General features: G+C 35.4%; 16 protein-coding genes and 2 pseudogenes. 11 read left to right on the top strand and 7 right to left on the bottom strand.

Going from position 1 to position 20,940, the window contains the following annotated elements:
* Nucleotides 1–143: 143 nt before the first annotated feature.
* On the bottom strand, nt 144–1,346 hold the full coding sequence (locus SJY24_RS26425; RefSeq protein ID WP_377866769.1) for an LCP family protein: 1,203 nt from the start codon (nt 1,344–1,346) through the stop codon (nt 144–146).
* A gap of 314 nt (nt 1,347–1,660) precedes the next feature.
* Here SJY24_RS26425 and SJY24_RS26420 point away from each other — a divergent pair, with 314 nt between their 5' ends.
* A complete protein-coding gene (locus tag SJY24_RS26420; protein ID WP_377866767.1) occupies nt 1,661–2,656 on the top strand; it encodes a YhdH/YhfP family quinone oxidoreductase in 996 nt (331 codons plus the stop codon).
* A gap of 34 nt (nt 2,657–2,690) precedes the next feature.
* Here the strand turns inward: SJY24_RS26420 and SJY24_RS26415 are convergent, their stop codons facing one another.
* Nucleotides 2,691–4,346, bottom strand: a complete 1,656-nt coding sequence (locus tag SJY24_RS26415; RefSeq protein ID WP_377866766.1) for a Na/Pi cotransporter family protein — start codon at nt 4,344–4,346, stop codon at nt 2,691–2,693.
* A 372-nt stretch (nt 4,347–4,718) separates the two neighbouring features.
* Nucleotides 4,719–5,921 (bottom strand): MFS transporter, encoded by a 1,203-nt coding sequence (locus SJY24_RS26410; protein ID WP_377866765.1) that lies wholly within the window; start codon nt 5,919–5,921, stop codon nt 4,719–4,721.
* Nucleotides 5,922–6,393: 472 nt separating this feature from the next.
* Between SJY24_RS26410 and SJY24_RS26405 the strand changes: the two genes are divergently transcribed.
* The 8 genes and pseudogenes from SJY24_RS26405 (at nt 6,394) to SJY24_RS26370 (ending at nt 14,058) form a co-directional block, all read left to right on the top strand.
* Nucleotides 6,394–7,482 (top strand): DUF871 domain-containing protein, encoded by a 1,089-nt coding sequence (locus SJY24_RS26405; RefSeq protein WP_377866764.1) that lies wholly within the window; start codon nt 6,394–6,396, stop codon nt 7,480–7,482.
* Between the two features lie 147 nt (nt 7,483–7,629).
* Nucleotides 7,630–9,570 carry a BglG family transcription antiterminator gene (locus tag SJY24_RS26400; RefSeq protein ID WP_377866763.1) on the top strand — a complete coding sequence of 647 codons (1,941 nt, stop codon included), beginning with the start codon at nt 7,630–7,632 and terminating at the stop codon, nt 9,568–9,570.
* Between the two features lie 111 nt (nt 9,571–9,681).
* Complete coding sequence (locus SJY24_RS26395) at nt 9,682–10,002, top strand: PTS lactose/cellobiose transporter subunit IIA (RefSeq protein ID WP_377866762.1); 321 nt, start codon at nt 9,682–9,684, stop codon at nt 10,000–10,002.
* A 1-nt stretch (nt 10,003) separates the two neighbouring features.
* Entirely contained in the window at nt 10,004–10,309 is a 306-nt protein-coding gene (locus tag SJY24_RS26390; RefSeq protein ID WP_000275637.1) for a PTS sugar transporter subunit IIB, read from the top strand.
* A gap of 77 nt (nt 10,310–10,386) precedes the next feature.
* The gene (locus SJY24_RS26385) at nt 10,387–11,697 is read left to right on the top strand and encodes a PTS sugar transporter subunit IIC (RefSeq protein ID WP_001013048.1); all 1,311 of its coding nucleotides are present in this window, start codon (nt 10,387–10,389) and stop codon (nt 11,695–11,697) included.
* Nucleotides 11,673–11,951: pseudogene (locus SJY24_RS26380) on the top strand (hypothetical protein). The gene SJY24_RS26385 and the pseudogene SJY24_RS26380 overlap by 25 nt, the downstream one beginning before the upstream one ends.
* The gene (locus SJY24_RS26375; protein ID WP_377866761.1) at nt 11,941–13,026 is read left to right on the top strand and encodes a DUF871 domain-containing protein; all 1,086 of its coding nucleotides are present in this window, start codon (nt 11,941–11,943) and stop codon (nt 13,024–13,026) included. Before SJY24_RS26380 ends, SJY24_RS26375 begins: the two are co-directional and overlap by 11 nt.
* A gap of 108 nt (nt 13,027–13,134) precedes the next feature.
* On the top strand, nt 13,135–14,058 hold the full coding sequence (locus tag SJY24_RS26370) for a HEAT repeat domain-containing protein (RefSeq protein WP_377866760.1): 924 nt from the start codon (nt 13,135–13,137) through the stop codon (nt 14,056–14,058).
* A gap of 55 nt (nt 14,059–14,113) precedes the next feature.
* Here SJY24_RS26370 and entC read toward each other — a convergent pair.
* The 4 genes and pseudogenes from entC to SJY24_RS26350 all read right to left on the bottom strand — a co-directional run bounded on the left by entC (nt 14,114) and on the right by SJY24_RS26350 (nt 19,037).
* Nucleotides 14,114–15,521, bottom strand: a pseudogene (gene entC, locus SJY24_RS26365) (cell wall-binding protein EntC).
* Between the two features lie 563 nt (nt 15,522–16,084).
* Nucleotides 16,085–17,236 carry an ABC transporter permease gene (locus SJY24_RS26360; protein WP_483861734.1) on the bottom strand — a complete coding sequence of 384 codons (1,152 nt, stop codon included), beginning with the start codon at nt 17,234–17,236 and terminating at the stop codon, nt 16,085–16,087.
* A gap of 26 nt (nt 17,237–17,262) precedes the next feature.
* The gene (locus tag SJY24_RS26355; RefSeq protein WP_377866758.1) at nt 17,263–17,937 is read right to left on the bottom strand and encodes an ABC transporter ATP-binding protein; all 675 of its coding nucleotides are present in this window, start codon (nt 17,935–17,937) and stop codon (nt 17,263–17,265) included.
* Complete coding sequence (locus tag SJY24_RS26350) at nt 17,934–19,037, bottom strand: efflux RND transporter periplasmic adaptor subunit (protein ID WP_377866757.1); 1,104 nt, start codon at nt 19,035–19,037, stop codon at nt 17,934–17,936. Before SJY24_RS26350 ends, SJY24_RS26355 begins: the two co-directional genes overlap by 4 nt.
* A 211-nt stretch (nt 19,038–19,248) precedes the next feature.
* Here SJY24_RS26350 and SJY24_RS26345 point away from each other — a divergent pair, with 211 nt between their 5' ends.
* Nucleotides 19,249–19,983: a YwaF family protein gene (locus tag SJY24_RS26345; protein ID WP_377866756.1), complete on the top strand. Its 735-nt coding sequence runs from the start codon at nt 19,249–19,251 to the stop codon at nt 19,981–19,983.
* 90 nt (nt 19,984–20,073) lie between these two features.
* On the top strand, nt 20,074–20,940 hold the full coding sequence (locus SJY24_RS26340; protein WP_377866755.1) for an ABC transporter permease subunit: 867 nt from the start codon (nt 20,074–20,076) through the stop codon (nt 20,938–20,940).

Genomic DNA, 20,940 nt, shown 5'->3' with positions numbered 1-20,940 from the left:
TGAGCCCCCTGATAATTGGAATAGATTACTATTATTTATTATAATTTAAAAATATTAAAAAAGATAGTTGGAAAGTTCTGATTTTTTGTTTTAAAAGCATTAAAAAGAAGCAGTGCTCTACCTCCATAGAGCACTGCTTCACTTTATTCATTGTCATTAGACGATGTTTCTGTATCTTCACTGTTATTCTTATTTTGAGTCTCATCGTTACTTGATTCGCGTTCACTCGTATTTTCAGACTTAGATTCTTTTGTTTTCTCTGAGCTTGTTTTTTTCGAATCAGAATCAGATTTTGTATAGGCAGGTAGTCCAAGGTGACTACGAAGTTCATTTGTAACATTAGCTAATTCTTTTTTATCTGGATTGTAGTAGTAAGTTCGGCCACCACCAGCTGACTTACTACATGTATCATCACCTTTTGCCATGTAACAATCTTCACCTTGAAGTTGTAATTTCTCAATTTCCGAATCCGATCCATATTTATAGAATGAAAGCATGTCATCGAATGTTAAGTTTGTAACGAATTGTCCGTTAATATCATCAATTATGTTACCAACTTTTGTTACGGATCCAACGCTTGTTAGTTTCTTTAAAATGGCTTCGATAACGAGTTGCTGACGTTGACCACGCATCGCATCACTATCAACGTGTCGTGTTCTAGCAAGAGCAAGTGCTTCTTCACTATTTAACTTTTGCACACCTTTTTTCAGGTGAATTGCATCGGCGTTATCATTACTATCTTGTTCAGTAAACTCAACTGGTACGTCAACTTCAATGCCGCCTAAATCATCAACGATTTTCATGAATGATTTAAAGTTGAATTTTACAAAGTAATCGACGGGAACATTCATTAATTTTTCAACTGCATCAATACTAGCTTGTGGTCCACCATCTTTTCCGTTTTTGGTAGCACCGAATGCATGAGCGTGTGTAATTTTATCTTTTTTCTTTTCTACTGGAATATAAGTATACGTATCACGTGGAATACTTAATAGCTTTACAGTTTTGCTATCTTTATTAAACGTTGCAAGTAATAGTGCATCCGTTCTTATAGCTTCACCATATTCTTTCCCACGGACATCGCTTTCATCAACGCCCATTATTAAGACAGAGACGTTATTTGTAATAGGTTTTACAGCTTTAGCACGTAAATCAGACTTATCACCGCGTGCTAAATCGTGAGCGGCGTTTCGAACAGCAGAAGATGCTTTATTTACTAAAAACCATGTATAACCGCCACCTATTATTAAAACTAATAGAATAACGCTTATAACAATTTTTGCTTTTTTCTTACTATTTTTCGGTTTAGTTCGTGTATTTTCTTGTAAAGATGGGTTTTGCTCCATTTCTTGTACTCCTTCATTTGGATTGAAATACGACACTCATATCCACTTATTATAATGAAATTTAGCGAAAAAAAACATTACAAATCATTTACATTTCGTAAAAATTCAATTTATTTATAAAAAGTCAGATTTTCTATATTTTATTTTTGAGATGTAGAATAAGTATAAGTTGTTTTAGTAGAAATGAAAATATGTAATGTGAGAAAGTGATAGAGAAGTAAGATTTGTTGAAATATAGCCAAGAAGATGTGATTAGCTGTATATGTACTTCTTATATAATAAAGAAAGATTTTACGGATGAAGGAGAGAGCATAATGAATCATACATTCCGAGCAATTGTCGTGAACGAAAAAGAAAATAATCAATTTGAAAGAAAGCTTGTTGAGAGAGAAATTAATAGTTTACCTGAAGGAGACGTATTAATACGTGTTTATTATTCTTCATTAAATTATAAAGATGCCCTTTCAGCTACTGGTAATAAAGGTGTAACGAGAACATATCCTCATACACCAGGTATCGATGCAGCGGGAGAGGTAGTTAGTAGTGAAAATAACGCCTTTCAGGAAGGCGATCAAGTTATTGTAACTGGATATGATTTAGGTATGAATACTTCTGGTGGTTTCGGAGAATATATTCGCGTGCCATCATCTTGGGTTGTTCCTTTACCAAAAGAAATGTCTTTGAAGGAAAGTATGATGTACGGGACAGCCGGTTTTACATCTGCCTTATCGGTATATAAGCTCATTAGAGCGGGAATTACGCCTAGTATGGGAGATGTTTTAGTAACGGGTGCTACGGGCGGAGTAGGCAGTGTAGCAGTTAGTATTTTAGGAAAGCTAGGATATAGCGTAGTAGGGGCAACAGGGAAAATGGAAGAGAAAGAGATGCTACTACGTTTAGGTGCAAAAAAGATGATTCGCCGCGCGGAGTTAAGTGATGAATCAGGAAGACCGATGCTTAAAGGAATATACGCTGGGGTTGTCGATACCGTAGGCGGAAGCATGTTAGAAAGTTCTTTAAAGGTAGTTAAGTATGGAGGCTGTGTAACAACGTGTGGTAACGTAGCAGGGCATGAATTAAATACAACTGTATACCCATTCATATTACGAGGGATTAGCCTTTTAGGAATAGATTCAGTTCAATGTCCAGTAGATGTGAGAAGAGACGTGTGGGCATTGCTAGCAGGTGAGTGGAAAAATTCAGAGCTATTATCTTATACAGAAGAATGTACATTAAAAGAATTAGATGAGAAGTTTACACTTATACTGCAAGGAAAGTTAAAAGGAAGAACGGTTGTAAAGATGAAATGAAAAAAGAGACGCTTACATTAGCGTCTCTTTCCTATTATAATGATTGTTTTAAATTTACTTTTCCTTGTTCCCCTAAAACACCATCAGCAATATTTACAGCGTGATCACCGATACGCTCTAAGTTACTTACCATATCAACGAAAATGATGCTTGCATCACCTGAACAGCTACGTTCGTTCAGACGTAACACATGACGTTTGCGTAGAACACGTTCCATTTGGTCAATTTTACGTTCTTTTGCAATAACAGTTTGAGCTAGTTCAGTGTCAAAGTTTGTTAAAGCATTGATTGCATCTTGTAATGTTGAAATTGTTAATTCAAGCATTTCATTTAATTCAGCTAGTGCGTCGTCTGATAGTGAAACGCGGTTTGAAATTTGGAAATCTACAAGTTCTACAAGGTTTTCTACATGATCACCGACACGTTCAATATCTCCAACAACACCTGCTAGAACAGAATGTTTCTCAGAGTCTGTTGGTGAAAGTGGTTTTTCTGATAGTAAAACTAAATACTCGATAATTTTTTTATCTAAATTGTTAATAGCTCCTTCTAATTGAGTAGCCATGTCAGCATGTTTTTTATCTTGTGTATTTAAAAATTGATTTGCTTCTTTTAATCCATGTAATGAAAACTCAGCCATACGAATGATTTCTTTTTGAGCTTCTGTTAAAGCGATAGCTGGAGATTGCTCAATAAAGATTGGATTTAAATGTTGCGGTTTGAAGTTAATAGATGCATCTTCACCACGAATAATTTTTGTTACAATCCAGGCTAATACTGCAATGAATGGGAACTGAATGATTGTATTCGTTACGTTAAATGTTCCATGTGCAAATGCAATTGTCATTTCTGGATTTAAATTTAATGACGTTTGGAAATATTGAATTAAACTTGTAAATGGTATTAATATAATCGTAAAGATAATGGTACCGATAATATTAAAGATAACGTGAACTAATGCTGCACGTCTTGCTGCAATTGAAGTACCGATTGCTGCTAATACGGCTGTAATTGTCGTACCGATGTTATCACCGAATAATACAGGAAGAGCAGCTTGTAAATCAATAGCACCCTGGCCGAATAGTTCTTGTAAAATACCGATTGTTGCGCTTGAGCTTTGTACAATTAAAGTGAACACTGTACCAACAACAATTCCTAAAATTGGATTATCACTCATGCTAACCATTAACTCTTGGAATGACTCTAAAGAACGAAGAGGTTTCATACCTGCGCTCATTAATTCTAAACCGAAGAATAACATACCAAAACCGAATACAACTTGACCTACAGAATGTACTTTTTTATTTTTAAAGAAGAATAGTAAAATCGCTCCAACTGCCATAATTGGGAGAGCGTATTCTCCGATTTTAATCCCGATAATAAATGCAGTAACTGTCGTACCGATGTTCGCACCCATAATAACACCAATTGCTTGTCTTAATGTCATAAATCCGGCACTTACAAGTCCGACTGTTAAAGCGGTTGTTCCTGAACTTGATTGAATTAATACTGTAACTAACATACCTGCTAGTACACCCATAAGAGGGTTTGTTGTAAAACGATCTAGAATATCGCGAAGACGATCTCCAGCTGCTTGTTGCAGTCCATCGCCCATGTATTTAATCCCGAATAAGAAAATACCTAATCCACCAATGAACTGGAAGATTATATCTTGAATATTGTATTCCACGCATTCCACTCCTTAAATTTCATGTACGATGTAATTATTAACTAAACCTTGAGGCACTGTAAACGGTTTATCAGTAAAATTTACACTAAATTTACAAAGGGATAAAAAGTTTACAAATCTTTAAAGAAACACCTGGATTTAATTGGTTTTTAACTTTTGTAAATGGTATTTTTGTAAAGAAGTCATACTTTTTAGAATAATATTTTCGATTACATATGAAAAAAAGCGTCTGCGAGTTCATCGTATATTTTTTGATGAAAGTTAAAAAAATATGTAGGGAAATGCCTGTAGTTTTATACCATCGAAAAATGGGGAATGTGTAACGTGTATTGATTAGTATGAGGTTATTGTGGGATGAAAAAAGCCACTGAATTATCCAGCAGCTTTTTCTGTATTTTTATTTCCATGCTTTTGTTTTCTTATACTTGTAATATAAATGAACAAGAAAGCAATAAGTAATAAAGAGGAATAACGATATACAGTTGCATAGTTTGTAAAATGAGCAATGAACCCAAAAATAATCGCTCCAGCACCAATTCCAAGATCAAATGCTGAGAAGAATGTTGCGGTTGCGACTCCTCGTCGGTGTGGTGCTACTCGGTCAATCATCCACGCTTGTAGTGCGGGTTGAATTGCTCCGAAACCACTTCCGTAACACGCTGCTGCAATAATTAAGCTCGGAATTGTAGTTGTATACGACAGCAAAATAATACCTGTAAACGTAATAATAACTCCTGGAATGATGACGAATGTATGGCCTTTCGTATCATATAATTTTCCAGAAAACGGGCGGGTTACAGCGATTGCAAGTGCATTAAATAAAAAGAAGAGGCTAATATCAGCAATCCCGACTTCCGTAGCAAATAATGTGATAAAGCTCCCAATTCCCCCGTACATTAATGTAATACATAATATTAATAATGAAGGAAGTAAAGCTTTACGCTCAATAAACCCATCGAGAAAGGTACCAGATGTTTGCTGTGGTGGTTGCGGCGATTTTTTGATTTGAAGTAGCTTCGTTAATATTAATGAAACTATTGTACATGAAAGTGCACATAAAAAAAGAATCGTGAAGTTATATGTTTGCATAAGCCAAAGTCCGATAAGAGGACCGAGCGCCATGGCAATAGTTCCAGAAAGACCGAAATACCCCATGCCTTCACCGCGGCGAGCTTGCGGAATTAAGTCTGAAACGACAGTTCCATATGTAGTCGTTGTAATACCAAAACCAGCTCCGTGTAAAATTCGAACGGCAAGCAATAGGAAAACGGTTGAAGCGAAAAGATAACTGCCCATAGCGAGTAAACAAATAGCGGTACCGATCATTAAAATGATTTTTTTGTTGAATTTTTGCAAGGCATTTCCAGTTAGTGGCCTAATAAAAAGTGCTGCAACGGTAAACATGCCGACAACGAATCCGATATTTGAACTTGTGCCCCCAATTTCTTTCACATAAACAGGTAAAGTTGGAATTAACATTTGAAATCCTAAAAACATACATAAGTTTGCTAGAATTAGCGCAATAAACTCTTTCGTCCATAACGGTTCTCGTTTTACGAGTATTGCCTCTCCCATATATTCATCCCCTATATAAAAGTTTTCCCGCTATTTGCGGGCAGTAAAACTCCCACCTCAAAATCCGGCTGGAGCAAAGAAGTTAGGTGGGAGTCGGGCTGCCCGTAAAAGCCCGACTGGTTCAACTAATAATCAGTGAGGGATGAACAAAACCCCCACTGATCAAAGTTTCACTTTATCTCTGTTCTTTCGAGTATATGTATTGGTCAACATAACAGTCAAGGAAGGTGTCTTGAAAGCGGATAACAATTTTTCAGGTGAAAAACTGACAAATTTGTGTAAAAGCTACACAACTATGAAAAAAAGATGTAAAGTATAGATGTATAGACTAGTAGTTGTTATGAATGATAGAAATTGTTTTTTCTTTAAAGAAAGCGGATTCAAATTGTAGTGGAAGAAAAGGGGATACATACTTTTTCGCTACATATATTTGAAAAGGTTTACAATATGATGAAGAAAGAGGCGTGTACATATGAGACGATTAGGTATTTCTATTTATCCAGAACATTCGACAGTAGAGAAAGATAAAGAGTATGTAACATTAGCAAGTAAATACGGATTTACACGTGTATTCACATGTTTATTATCTGTAGATGGCGAAAAAGAGAAAATTATAGAAGAGTTTAAGGAAACGATCTCTCATGCAAATGCATTAGGGTTTCAAGTATTAGTTGATATTAGTCCAGCTGTGTTTGAACAACTAGGTATTTCGTATAACGATTTATCGTTCTTCCATGAATTAGGTGCGTATGGTATTCGTTTAGATGTTGGGTTCTCAGGTTTAGAAGAATCAATTATGACGTACAATACATATGGCTTAAAAATTGAGATTAATATGAGTAACGGTACGAAGTATGTAGATAACATTATGAGTCATAGACCAAATCGTGAAAATTTAATTGGCTGTCATAATTTCTATCCACACCGTTATTCAGGATTATCATACGATCATTTTATTAAATGCTCGAAACAATTTAAAGATTACGGTATGAGAACCGCTGCTTTTATTTCATCATTTGATGCAACATATGGGCCTTGGCCAGTAACGGAAGGCTTATGTACGTTAGAGCAGCACCGTGAATTACCGATGACAACACAGGCGAAGCATCTATTTGCGACAGAATTAATTGATGATGTTATTATTGCGAACGCTTATGCTTCAGAAGAAGAATTACAAGCACTAGGTGCATTAAATAAAGAGAAACAAACATTTGATATAGGACTATATGATACAACAACAGAATTAGAAAAAATTATTGTGTTAGATGAACCACATTTTTATCGCGGAGATGTATCTGAATATATGATTCGCTCTACACAAAGTCGTGTGAAATATAAAAAAGAAGAGTTCAAACCGCATAATACGCGCGAAATTAAGCGCGGTGATCTTTTAATTGATAATGAACAGTATGGTCAATATAAAGGTGAATTGCAAATTGCTTTAAAAGATATGGTGAATACAGGAAAAACAAATGTAGTTGGCCGAATTGTAGAGGAAGAAATTTTCTTATTAGATTATTTACAAGCTTGGGATAAATTTGGATTTACACTAAAGAAATAATGAGAGCGGGATAAAGTGAAGCTTTAATCAGTGGGAATGTAGTTGATCCTCACTGATTATTAGCCTTCATTAATCGGGGATAAAAGGGAAAAAACTACTGATTTCAGTGGCTTTTTCCCTTTTATATAAAGAGCGAGAGGAAGAGCTATGACAAAAGTGCATCAGCGATTAATTTCTATTTTAGAGGAGTTTTTAGAAGAGAAATCGATGTTAAATCGAGCTTTTTTAGCGAGCCGTTTACATGTATCAACGAAGACGATTCAAAAGGATATAAAATTATTAAATGATATATTAGAAGAAAACGGAGCGAAAATCGAATCGCAAAGAGGGACTGGGTACGAACTAGAAATTATACAAACGAAGAAATTTGAAGAGTTTTGCGTGAGTCTATTTCAAAAACAGGTGGAAAAGATCCCAACTTCTTATGAAGAAAGAGTAGCGTACATTTTACAACGCATTTTAACGACAGAGGGATATGTGAAGCTTTCACAGTTAGCAGAAGAGATTTATGTGAGTAAATCAACTGTAAATTTAATTATGAAAGATGTTACGGATATTTGTAGTCGCTATGAGTTACAAATTGAAAAAAGACCATATTATGGTATACGTATTGTGGGAGAAGAATTTAATATTCGTTCTTGTTTATCACAATATGGTTTATCGCGTTATGATCATACTCCGTTTCATGAGAACTATGAGCAGACGGACACATATTTATCGTTACCCCATATTTCTCTCATTCGCTCAGTTATACTAAAGTATATCGAGGGAGGAACGATATATTTATCAGATATAGAAATTGATAATTTATCAATTCATATTGCGATTGCTTTAAAGAGATGCAGGGATGATCATTACATTCAAGCACTGCATGTAGAGGAATCTGAACTTATAATAAAGAAAGAATATAAAATTGCGAAACAGATTTTAGGGAATTTAGGGGAAGAGCTGGAACTTCAATTTCCAGAAGAAGAAATTTTATATGTGACGATGCATTTATTAAGTACTGCTGTTACAGCGAGAGATCGCTATGAAAATGTGGAAGAGCTATTAGGGAAAGACGTATATGCATTCATGCAGCATATTCTTTTCAAAGTAGCGGAAGAACGGAATCTTACCTTTTATTATGATGAGGAATTACTATTTGGGTTTGGTGTTCATTTAAAAACATTATTAAACCGTTTGAAATATAAATTAAATACGAGAAATCCTCTTTTGGCAGAAGTGAAAAAGAATTATCCATATGCCTTTGAAATTGCGGTTCTTGTTGGAGACATAATTGGTGAATATACGGGTGAGTCGATTCCGGAAAGTGAAATTGGTTATATTGCTATTCATTTCGGTGGAGCGATGAGTCGTTTGCAAGAAAAAAATCAAAAGAAAAGATGCTTATTAGTTTGTGCGACTGGCCAAGGGAGTGCACAGCTATTGAAATATAAAATTCTATCACAGTTCCGGGATAAATTAGAGATTGTAGGGATTACAGGCTATTATCAATTGAAGGTAGAAGAACTTTACAAAGATAAAATAGATTGTATTATTAGTACGATTCATATACCGAGTGGTTTGCCTGTGCCAGTTATAAAAGTGAATTCATTATTTGATGATAAAGAGATTAAATCGATTGGTCAGCAGTTATTTACGCATGTGAATAGTAGTGTGCAGCAATATATTAAGGAAGATTTGATCTTCTTAAATCGTAGTGCTTCTACAAAAGAAGAGGTTATTCAGTTTTTATGTGAGAAAGCTGCTGTGAAAAGTTATGTACCTGCAAACTTTTATGATTCTGTTATGGAAAGAGAGAATACATCTCCGACAGCGGTTGGAAATTTAGTTGCGATTCCGCATCCGATGCAGTTATTAAGTGAGAAAACATTTTTGATGTTTTGTACACTTGATAAAGCAGTTGACTGGGGAGATAAGAAAGTACAAGTTATTATTTTATTTAGTGTAAAGCGCAATAATAATGAAGATTTACAAAAGCTTTATGATTTTTTATACGATATTATGTCTAGTCAAAATACGATAGAGAAATTAACTCAGGCTGAAGTAATTGCAGATTTCCAAGAGATATTATTATCTTTATAAGAAAAGTATATAAAAACTTCCGTTACATAACGGAAGTTTTTTATGTTTAATTGTATGCGTTTTCATAATAAGATAAAAATATAGAAAAAAGATAGCTTGGGGGAATTTAAAATGACTGATATGCAAACTCCATTTGCGTTAATTTTACATGGTGGCAACGCGAGAAGCGCGGCGCTTGAAGCAATTGCTTTTGCAAGAAAAGGAGATTTTGAGAATGCGAGTGAAAAGATGACTCTTGCTAGTGAAGAAATTTCAGCAGCTCATCGTATTCAAACAGACTTAATTCAAGAAGAAGCAAGAGGAAATCATGCAGAAATCAGTTTACTGTTAGTGCATGCACAAGATCATTTAATGAATGCCATTACAGTGAAAGAACTTGCTGAAGAATTTATTACTCTTCATAAACGAGTAGAAGAGAAAGTGACAGTATAAGATGTACATTTTATTATGTTGCGCGGCAGGTATGTCAACGAGTATGGTTGTAAGAAAAATGCAAGAAGAGGCAAAGAAACAAGGGAAGGATTATAAAATTAAAGCAGTCGATTCAGAACTTGTGAAACTGGAAATAAAAAATGCTGATGTTGTTTTAATTGGACCACAGGTGAAGTATTTGTTTCCAGCAGTAGAGTTTCTTGCGAAATCATATGATATACCAGTTGCAATTATAGAACAACGAGATTATGGCATGTGTGATGGTTTGAAAGTACTTAAGCAAGCAGAACAATTAATTTTAGCGTAATTATATTTTTTTAAATATAAACATTATAATGTTATAACTTTTAAGATTCGCCACATTGAACATAGGGAGGGTTATCGATGAATGGTTTTATGAGTTTTATGGAACAGAAGATTATGCCGACAACGCAAAAGATTGCGGGGCAACGACATTTATTAGCAATTCGAAACGGAGTTATTTCTACGTTACCGTTAACGATTGTCGGATCATTTTTCGTTATCTTTTTAAATTTACCAATTGATGCATATATGGAGTGGATTGCACCGTTTCGCCATATTTTAGATATTCCATTCCGATTTACAGTAGGATTAATGGCATTATACGCAGCGTTTGGGGTAGGGGCTTCACTCGCGAACTTTTATCAGCTCAATCAATTAAGTGCAGGATTATTATCTGTACTCGCCTTTTTACTAGCATCAGTTGAACCAATTCAAATAACAAAAGCTGTACCAGGTGTTATTGATGCAGGTAGATATATTTCAGTAGGAACATTAAGTGCAACTTCTTTATTCGGAGCAATTGTTACAGCATTAATTGCAGTAGAAATTTATCACTTTATGATTAAGCATAATATCTCGATTAAATTACCAGATAGTGTACCACCAGCAGTTGCAAACTCGTTTGCAGCATTAATTCCAACTCTAGTAGTTATTCTTTTATTCTGGGGTATTCGTTACGGTTTGAAATTTGATGTAAACACAACAATCACATATTTAATCGCACCATTAAAATCAGTATTAGTAGGAAATAATTTATTCGGTGGTTTATTAACAGTATTCCTAATCGTATTCTTCTGGTCGTTTGGTATACATGGCCCAGCGATTTTAGGACCAATCATTCGTCCGATGTGGGATTCAGCAATTCTTGAAAATATGGAAGTATTCACGGCTACAGGAAATGCACATCAGTTACCAAACTTATTTACAGAGCAATTTATTCAATGGTTCGTATGGATCGGTGGATCAGGCTCAACGTTAGCTTTAGTAATTATGTTTATGTTCTCTAAATCTAAGTTCTTAAAAGAGTTAGGTAGATTATCATTCGTACCAGGATTATTCAATATTAACGAACCAATTATTTTCGGGGCACCAATTGTAATGAACCCGATCTTAATTATTCCATTCGTTATTACACCGTTAGTTACAACGACGGTATCATACTTCGCAGTTGTTTCAGGTATGATTCCGCTGATGATGGCGAAGCTGCCGTTTACGATGTTAGCACCAATTGCAGCGATTATTAGTACGGACTGGACAATTATGGCCGGTGTACTTGTACTTGTTAACTTTGTTATCTCATTCGTTATTTACTATCCATTCTTCAAAATGTATGAGAAACAACAATTAGCAGGAGAGGAGAAAACAGAATGCTCGGAGCAATTATCATCTTAATTACATTCGTGGCGGGGCAGTGTATTGCACATTATTCAAAATGGGTACAAAGTAAATCGCTATTAGTTTTACTACTTGTGTCGATATTATTTATCGGATGTTCAATGGGAGCTTATGTGGCATTTAGTTTAGAATCACCGTACTTTATCATCGTACCAACGATTTTATGTGCGACATGTTAATCTGCAAAATATAGATTTACAAGCATGGCATTAATACAACGTGTGAAGGAGATGCAAAAGCATGGAGCGTAAATTAGGAATTTCACTTTATCCAGAGCATTCAACGAAAGAACAAGATATGGCATACATTTCGGCAGCGGCACGCCACGGTTTTTCAAGAATATTCACTTGTTTACTGTCTGTGAATCGTCCGAAAGAAGAAATTGTAGCAGAATTTAAAGAAATTATTAATCATGCAAAAGAGTACAATATGGAAGTTATTTTAGATGTAGCTCCGGCAGTATTCGATCAACTTGGTATTAGCTATAGTGATCTATCATTCTTCGCAGAGTTAGGTGCAGATGGTATTCGTTTAGATGTAGGATTTGACGGATTAACAGAAGCGAAAATGACGAATAATCCGTACGGCTTAAAAATTGAACTGAACGTAAGTAATGATATTGCCTATTTAGAAAATATCCTTTCGCATCAAGCGAATAAAGCAGCTTTAATTGGTTGCCATAATTTTTATCCGCAAAAATTCACTGGTCTTCCGTATGATTATTTCATTCGCTGTAGTGAACGCTTTAAAAAACACGGTATTCGCACGGCAGCCTTTATTACGTCACATGCAGCTGAAATCGGTCCATGGGATATTAATGACGGATTATGTACGTTAGAACAACATCGCAATTTACCGATTGAAGTACAAGCGAAACATTTATGGGCGACAGGGCTTATTGATGATGTTATTATCGGAAATGCTTATGCGAGTGAAGAAGAGTTAGAGAAACTAGGAAGCTTAAATCGTTACATGTTACAGCTAAAGGTACACTTTGTAGACGACGCGACTGAAGTAGAGAAGAGAGCGACGCTACAAGAATTACACGTAAGACGCGGCGACATAACAGAATATATGGTACGTTCTACAGAAGTACGTAAAAAGTATAAAGACGACGATTTCCCAGTGCGAGAAAGTGTACGACAGGAAAGAGGTCAAGTTGTAATTGGTAATAACCTATTCGGAAAGTATAAAGGTGAACTACAAGTCATTCTGAAAGAAATGCCGATAGATGAACGGAAAAATATTGTCGGTACAATTGCAGAAGAAGAGTTATTCTTGCTAGATTATGTAGGAGCTTGGACACAGTTTACTTGTGTGGAATAGGGAAGGGCAGGAGAGGATGCTATGGCATCCTCTTTTTTCTGTTGAAATAGTAATCTATCGTATATAGAATGCAAAGAGATAGATTTAATTTGGACGGGAGAGAAGGAGTTGGAAGAGTATATAGATGATTTATTAAGGCGGATGGCTGATGAAGAGACAGATATATGGCATCGTGCATATGATGAAGCAAAAGAGCTAAATGACCTATTAACTTTTCCTTATTTACAGGAGAAGTTAATAAAAGCAAAAAAGGTATCTATGAAGAAAGATATTTATTATTTAATGACGAAACTCGCTATAAATACGAAAGAAATCTGTATTGCTGATTACCTTATAAATCGTTTGGAATATGAAGAGAGCCCGACTCTGTTAAGTGAATTACTTAGTAATATTTATCCGTTACCAGAAGTAAGTAGTACAAATAAAATTATTCCTTATATTTATCATAAAAATGATAATGTTCGCTTTTGGGCAGTTTCTTCCTTAAAGTTATGTAAATCGTTAGAAGCGGAACGTACGTTGCTAAAGTTACTGGATACTGAAGAAAATAAAGATGAGATTATAAATATTTGTTATACGTTGCTTGAGATTGGAACAAATCAATCGATTCTTCCATTAACAAAGCTTTTATATAGGGATAGTGCTTATGTTCGTTCAACCGTTATTGAGGTGTTAGCAAAAATAAGAGGATCGGACTTACAAATAGTTTATATTGAAGCTTTAAAGGATAGAAATGTTATGGTGAAATACGAAGCTGTTCGAGCTATTTATGCGTATGGGGACGAAATGGCGATTAAGCCAATTTGCGAACGTGTAGCTAAAGTTGTTTCTAGAAGACGTAAAAATGAAGTAGAGCCTACTGATGAATCAGAGATTGTCATCGCTCTCCGTTTCTTACATAAGTTTGCCGATCAAGAGGAAGTTTTACAGACGTTTGATAAAGTATATAAAAAACGAGGAAACTTGTTTATGTCAGAGAGAAAATGGCTTCGGGATCATATTAGTTACTTTCAAGAGAAAGAAAGAATGTAAGAATCATAAAAAAAGAGTTAGCCTCAATAATGAGACTAACTCTTTTTTTCACTAATTAGTTTAAAATTTTCACTGTAACTGTTTGGCGTCCCCAGTTACTTGATGTACCTTTATCTGGCATTAAAACATCGATTTTATTTCCTTTAATAGCTCCACCAGTATCACCAGCGATTGCTACTCCGTAACCTTCAACCCATACTTTTGAACCTAATGGAATGACACTTGGATCAACTGCAATTAGTTTCATGTTTGGATTAGCTGTTAAGTTATGACCCATAGCTGATTTCACTTGGTCTCCTGCTTTGTAACCATTTTCAAGTGGATCTGCTGTGTAAGCTGTTGCTACAACGCGTAACTCACGAGAAGAAGATTGTGTGTTTTTCTCAGTTTCTTTTGCAACAGGTTGTTGTGTAGCTGGTTTTTGAGCTTTAGCCGCTTCACGAGCTTTAGCTGCCTCTTGAGCCTTAGCTGCCTCTTGAGCTTTAGCTGCTTCACGAGCTTCAGCCGCCTCTTGAGCCTTAGCCTCTTGAGCTTCAGCTGCTTCACGAGCTTTAGCTGCTTCTTGAGCTTTAGCCGCTGCTTGAGCTTCAGCTTCTGCCTGAGCTTTAGCCTCTTCACGAGCCTTAGCTGCTTCTTGAGCTTTAGCCGCTGCTTGAGCTTCAGCTTCTGCCTGAGCTTTAGCTGCTTCTTGAGCTTTAGCCGCTTCACGAGCTTTAGTTGCTTCTTGAGCTTTAACTTCTGCCTGAGCTTCAGCTGCTTCACGAGCTTTAGTTGCTTCTTGAGCTTTAGTTTTTGCTTGAGCTTCAGCTGTCTCTTGAGCTTTAACTGCTTCACGAACTTTAGCAGTATCTTGAACGTTAGTTACTTTTTCAGCTTTAACTACTGGCTGAACTTTAACTGGCGCTTTCCCTGTTAAGTAAGGAACGTGTACATAAGCTGTTTGGCCGTTATATTCAAATTGAATCCAATCATTTTGTACTTGGTGTGTTGTTTCGATTACATCATCTTTTTTCAATTTACCAAGAATCGCTGAATCTGTATTCGCTCCAGCACGTACGTTTAATACGTTTGCTGTTACGTAGTAAGAATCTTTAGTGTAGTCAGCGCTTATGAAAGCTTCTTTACCACTATTTAATTTAACTTTTGACCATCCGTTTTCTGTATGTAAAACGTTAACTTTATATCCATCTAATAACTTTCCGACAACTTTTGATTCAGTAGTTGGGTTTTCTCGTACATTTAGTACATCAGTTGTTACAATCGTTTCTGCTTTAGCAGATGTTGTGAAAATCCCAAGACCAAAAACCGCTGCTGTTGCTATACCCATAAATTTTTTCATAATAGCCTCCATTGCATTTGTTTTTCGTTGACCTCATTATAGCAACCATTATTTTCTTATTTGCGGAAAACACAAAACTACAAAGCATTCGTAACGAGGCATTAATATTCTGTAATAATTCCATTAATATCCTGATAGCGTTTTCTTTGCGTTTTTTGGGGGGTTAGAACATATGATTCATAAAATCAACACTTTTTTAATTACTAATAGATTAATAATGTATCATTGATATTACTCGAATGTTTCTGTAATGTTACAAAAAAGGGTTATTTAACTATTTGAATCGTAATGTAGTTATGAAAATATAATCTTCTTGTGTGTGAAGTCGTATATATAGGGGTGATTTTAATGAAATAGAGATATAATTGTTACAAAATCAGTTGTAGTATGGAAAAAATTACGCCTTGAATTTGTGTTATTACATATTATTTTTGCAATAATAGGATTGCAGGATGGTTGTAATGTGAAATGGAAGCTGCAAGGATAAAAAGGTAATCGCAACATGAAACATATATAATAGAAGAAACATGATTTAAAGGGACGATATTGTTATGAATTAGTTAGCGAATTGCTTCAGAGTTATATAGTAGAAGTTAGAGACACAGATTTTTAATAAAACAGCGATAAAATCGAATTTGCTTTCAATAAAATAAAAAACGTAGGAGTGTAAACTCCTACGTTTTTTATTTACTCATATCGTAAACATTCAATTGGATCAAGTTTTGCAGCTTTGTTAGCTGGTAGTAGACCGAATATAATACCGATTAACATTGAGATACCTACTGCAAGGAGTCCAAGTTCTTTTGAGACAACGAGTGGCCATCCGGCAAAGATTGAGACGATCCAAGCGAAGAAGATACCGAGCATGAATCCGATGAAACCACCGAGTCCTGTTAAAATACAAGATTCAATTAAGAATTGTGTTAATACTTTACCGCGCGTTGCACCAAGAGCTTTACGAATACCAATCTCACGTGTACGTTCTGTTACAGATACAAGCATGATGTTCATTACACCGATACCACCAACAAGTAAGGAGATAGCGGCAATACCACCGAATACCATTTTCATCATACCGATGGATTCGTCTAATTGCTTCGTAAATTCACCTAAGTCTTGTGCTTCGAATTTGTGCTCAAATTTAGGAGCTTTCATTTCGTTTAAAACAGAAACGGCTTGTTTTTCTACACTTTTACGTTCTGTTGGAGAGGTCATTGTTAATCTTACAGAGTCATACTCATTTACTCCTGAAATGACAGGCGCGTTTTCAAGTGATGTGTAACCTTCAGGCATAGCCATTCCAAATTCGTTTTTCGTTTCGTATACACCGACTATTTTATACGGCTTTCCTTTTATATCTGTGTATTGATTTGATTCCCAACCACTAAATAATTTGTTGAAAGCTTCTTCATTTAATATAACAGCAGGGATTGCCTGGTTTAATTCGCTGTCGTTTAATTCACGACCGTGAACTAATTTTATTTTCGAATCTGTCATAAAGGCGCCTGTTCCACCTTTTAAATCAAGAGAGACATCTTTTGAACCAGCAGATGCTTTTACTTTCATACTTACATCTGGATAAACATCTTTAACGCCTGGCACAGTTTGAAGACGGTTTAGCATATCAGGTGTGATTTTGGCACTATCTGTTCCATAATCAGGGTTGTTGTAGTAAATCGTTACTTCATTATCTTTTCCTTGGCCTAATTCTTTTTTAAACTTTGCGTTTGTACCATCACCCATTGAAATGATAGTAATAATGGCGCTAATACCGATAATAATACCTAACATCGTTAAGATAGAACGCATTTTATGAGCAAAGATAGAGGAAAGGGCCATGCGTATATTTTCACTCGTGTTCAAAATTAACCTCTCCAATCTTGGACGATATTTCCGTCACGAATTACAATTTGCCTTGCTGCCGCTTCCCCGATTTCACGATCGTGGGTAATCATAATGATTGTTGAGCCTTGTTTGTTTAGTTCGTAAAAGAGGTCCATAATTTGTGTACTCGTTTTCGTATCAAGTGCACCCGTCGGTTCATCTGCTAAGAGAAATTTCGGGTTATTTACGATTGCACGTGCGACTGCGACACGCTGCTTTTGTCCGCCTGACAATTCATTCGGTAAGTGAGTAGCACGATCAGATAAACCTACTTTTGTTAAAGCTGCTAGTGAACGTTCACGTCGCTCTTTTTTATCAACACCTGCATAAATAAGAGGTAATTCAACATTTTGCATTGCTGTAAGTCTTGGTAGTAACATAAAGTTTTGGAATATGAATCCGATCTCTTTATTACGAACGCGTGCAAGTTCTGTCTCAGACATGTTTGAAATATTTTGACCAGCTAGTTCATACGCACCTGTCGTTGGTTTATCTAAGCAACCGATAATGTTCATTAATGTTGATTTACCAGAACCAGATGGTCCCATAATAGAAGTGAATTCACCTTGGTTCAGTGTTACGTCAATTCCGTGTAATATTTGAACGGATTCTGCACCGTTTTGGAAGGATTTCGTGATGCCTTTTAAGTTAATCATTCAACGACGACCTCCATACCATCTTTTAAGTCTTTTTCAGGTTTAGAGATAATTTGCTCTCCTTTTTTCACTCCAGAAACTTTTGCTTCGCTATCTGTTTCAAATTCAACAGTAACCGCTTGTTCTTTCGCTTTACCATCTTTTACAATGAAGACAACATTTTTGTCACCTTTTTTCACGATGCTGCTTTTCGGAATAATTGTACCAGTTGCTTCGCCAGATTTACTCGTTACGTAAACATGGAATCCGTTTTGTAATTCTTCACTATTATCTAACGTGACAGTGAATTGATAATTAGAAACAGTTTTATTTTCGTCCATGCTCTTTAATGGTGTAGAACCGATTTCTGTTACTTTTCCTGTCCAAGTCTTACCAGCGACCGTTTTTGACGAAACAGTTACTTCTTGCCCAACTTTCATACTAGCAAGCTCATATTCAGAGAGTTGACCTTTTACTTTAAATGGACCAGCGTGACGAAGTGTAATGCCGCTCATACCTGTTTTTTCATCAGTAGTTTTTACGATATCATCAATTACACCATCAGTAGGGCTCGTTACAGAAAGGGTGTTTACCTTTTCTTTTGCTGCTTTAATCATTTCATCAGCTTTTTCTACTTCAAACTTCTTCATTTCAAGTTGTGATTCTAATTGTTGCACTTCAATTTCTGATGCTTTTAATGCTTCAGCGGGAAGGCCTGCATTTTTATCTTTTTGTAATTTTTGTTTCGCTGCATCAATTTGTTTTTGGAACAATGTTACTTCTTTTTGTGCGATTTTCTTTTGCATTTCTGCTTCCGTTACACCTTGTTTAGCGGTAGGGTCATTATATTTAAACAGAAGCTGACCTTTTTTCACTTCATCACCTTTTTTAACAGCTAATTCATACGTACCTTTTGTTGGATCGAATGAAATTGTTTCGATGCCGCTTGGAATGACTTCACCGCCAAATTTTTGTGCATTTTCAATTTGTTTTTCCGTAACTTTATAACCGCTATATGCCATTGCTACTTCTGAACCACCACCAGCAAATGCAAAATATGATCCAGCTGCAATTCCGATTGCTACTACACTAGTAATTAACACTTTATTTTTCTTCTTCATCTATTTATCACCTTTTCGTTCGTTTTAGTATCTACATTAAGTATAAAAGAGGTGAAGAATCTGACAAATCGTTTTAGCTTACAATAACCTTACAGTTTTGTAAGGTATGAATATCTAAATGTAAGGTAGAGGTTGTCCTAGTTTAAGCAAATGAATTGACTCGTTGTTTCTTTCTAACAATAATATTGTATGAAGGAGAGGAGGAAGGAAGATGGAAGCTTATTTTAGTGCGCATCCATTAAAACCATTTATTCCGTACTCGAGGCAACATGTCATTATATTATTTATTATGTTGGTGGGGATATTTTTTCTGTATCAATACCAAGATTTATTGCGTCAAAGTGAGTGGAATATAACGGTTCGATATGCGATTGCATTTCTATTTATAGGAAGTGAGATTGGACTTCATATGTGGGAATGGAAAGCTGGGATTTTTGAGCTAGGCACTTCATTACCATTTGAGTTATGTACGATTAGTTTATTGTTAGCATCGATTATGATTGTAACGAAAAGCTATCGAATATATGAGATTGTGTTTTTTACAGGAATTATCGGTGCAGCGCAAGCCATTTTAACGCCGAACGTGCAATATGCTTTTCCGCATTTTCGCTTTATAGAATTCTTCATTGCACATGTATTACTCATTTGGGCACCACTCTTTATGACGTGGGTAGAAGGATATAGACCAACCTTGCAATCTATTAAACGTACGATGATATTTTTAAACATAGTAATTCCAATTGTTTCGTTTGTGAATTACAAAACAGGCGGTAATTATATGTTTTTAGCTCATAAGCCAGAAACTGCTTCATTACTCGATATGTTAGGGCCGCATCCTTACTATATCATTTCATTAGAAATAGCTGCGCTTACGGGATGTTTTATTTTGTATATGCCGTTTGTGAAAAGAGAAGAGCATGCGCATAAAGAATCACTAGGATCATAACCTAGTGATTTTTTATTTTATAAATATTTACAATTCAGAAAATTAAGAATAAAATTAGAGGGTAAATTACATATAGAGAGAAGGGAAAACGTGGTCAAAAAAGTTTTTCTGAATGGGATGGAAGTGACGATTCAATTTATTATTTCGATTTTGGGTATTATTTGTTTAGGGGCACTGCCGAAGTTATTTTATGGATTTGAGCTGCGTGCATCAACGTACATAAAGAGTTTAAAAGAAATATTTGTGAATTTAATGGACATCTCCAATTTTAAATATGTGGGAGATAAATTTTTATTTCCGCAGTTGTTTGTCCATTATAAAGAAACGATTGTTATATTTTTAGCTGCTTTTTTCATTTCATTATTTGTAGCATTTTGTATTGTTTATGTGATTATGAGTAGTTCACCGCGTATACAACATCGCATTAAATCATTTCTCATCTTCCTAGAATCCATTCCAGACATTCTTCTTATTTTAGGATCACAAATTTTAGTTATATGGTTTTTTAAACAAACAGGTTTTTTACCCTTTCAAATTGCGGCAATTGGAGGCGAGTCGATTAGAGGATTGCCGATATTTTGTTTGAGTATACCGACTACGATTCTGTTCGTAAAAATGTTAGTGCTTCGTTTTGAAAATGAGCTAGAAAAAGATTATGTATTATTTGCTAAGGCGAAAGGGCTGAATCGCTTTCATATTTTAAATCGTCATATTTTACGAAATGTGTTGCTTAGTACACTCTTCTTTGCGAAAACGAATGTTTTTTTTATGTTATCCAATTTATATATTATAGAATGGATTTTTAATACGGGTGGTATTTTTATGTTTTTGAAATCGTATGAGGGTATTAGAGTTGAGGTTTTCATCGTTAGTGTGCTGCTTATTTATATTCCGATTTTTATTTTATTTAAATTGTTTCATTATCTCATTCCAGCTGCGATGAAGGAGAGATTATAA

This window comes from Bacillus sp. R86525 (assembly GCF_042466195.1).
Lineage (GTDB): Bacteria > Bacillota > Bacilli > Bacillales > Bacillaceae_G > Bacillus_A > Bacillus_A nitratireducens.
This window is presented reverse-complemented; position numbering and strand designations above follow the sequence as displayed.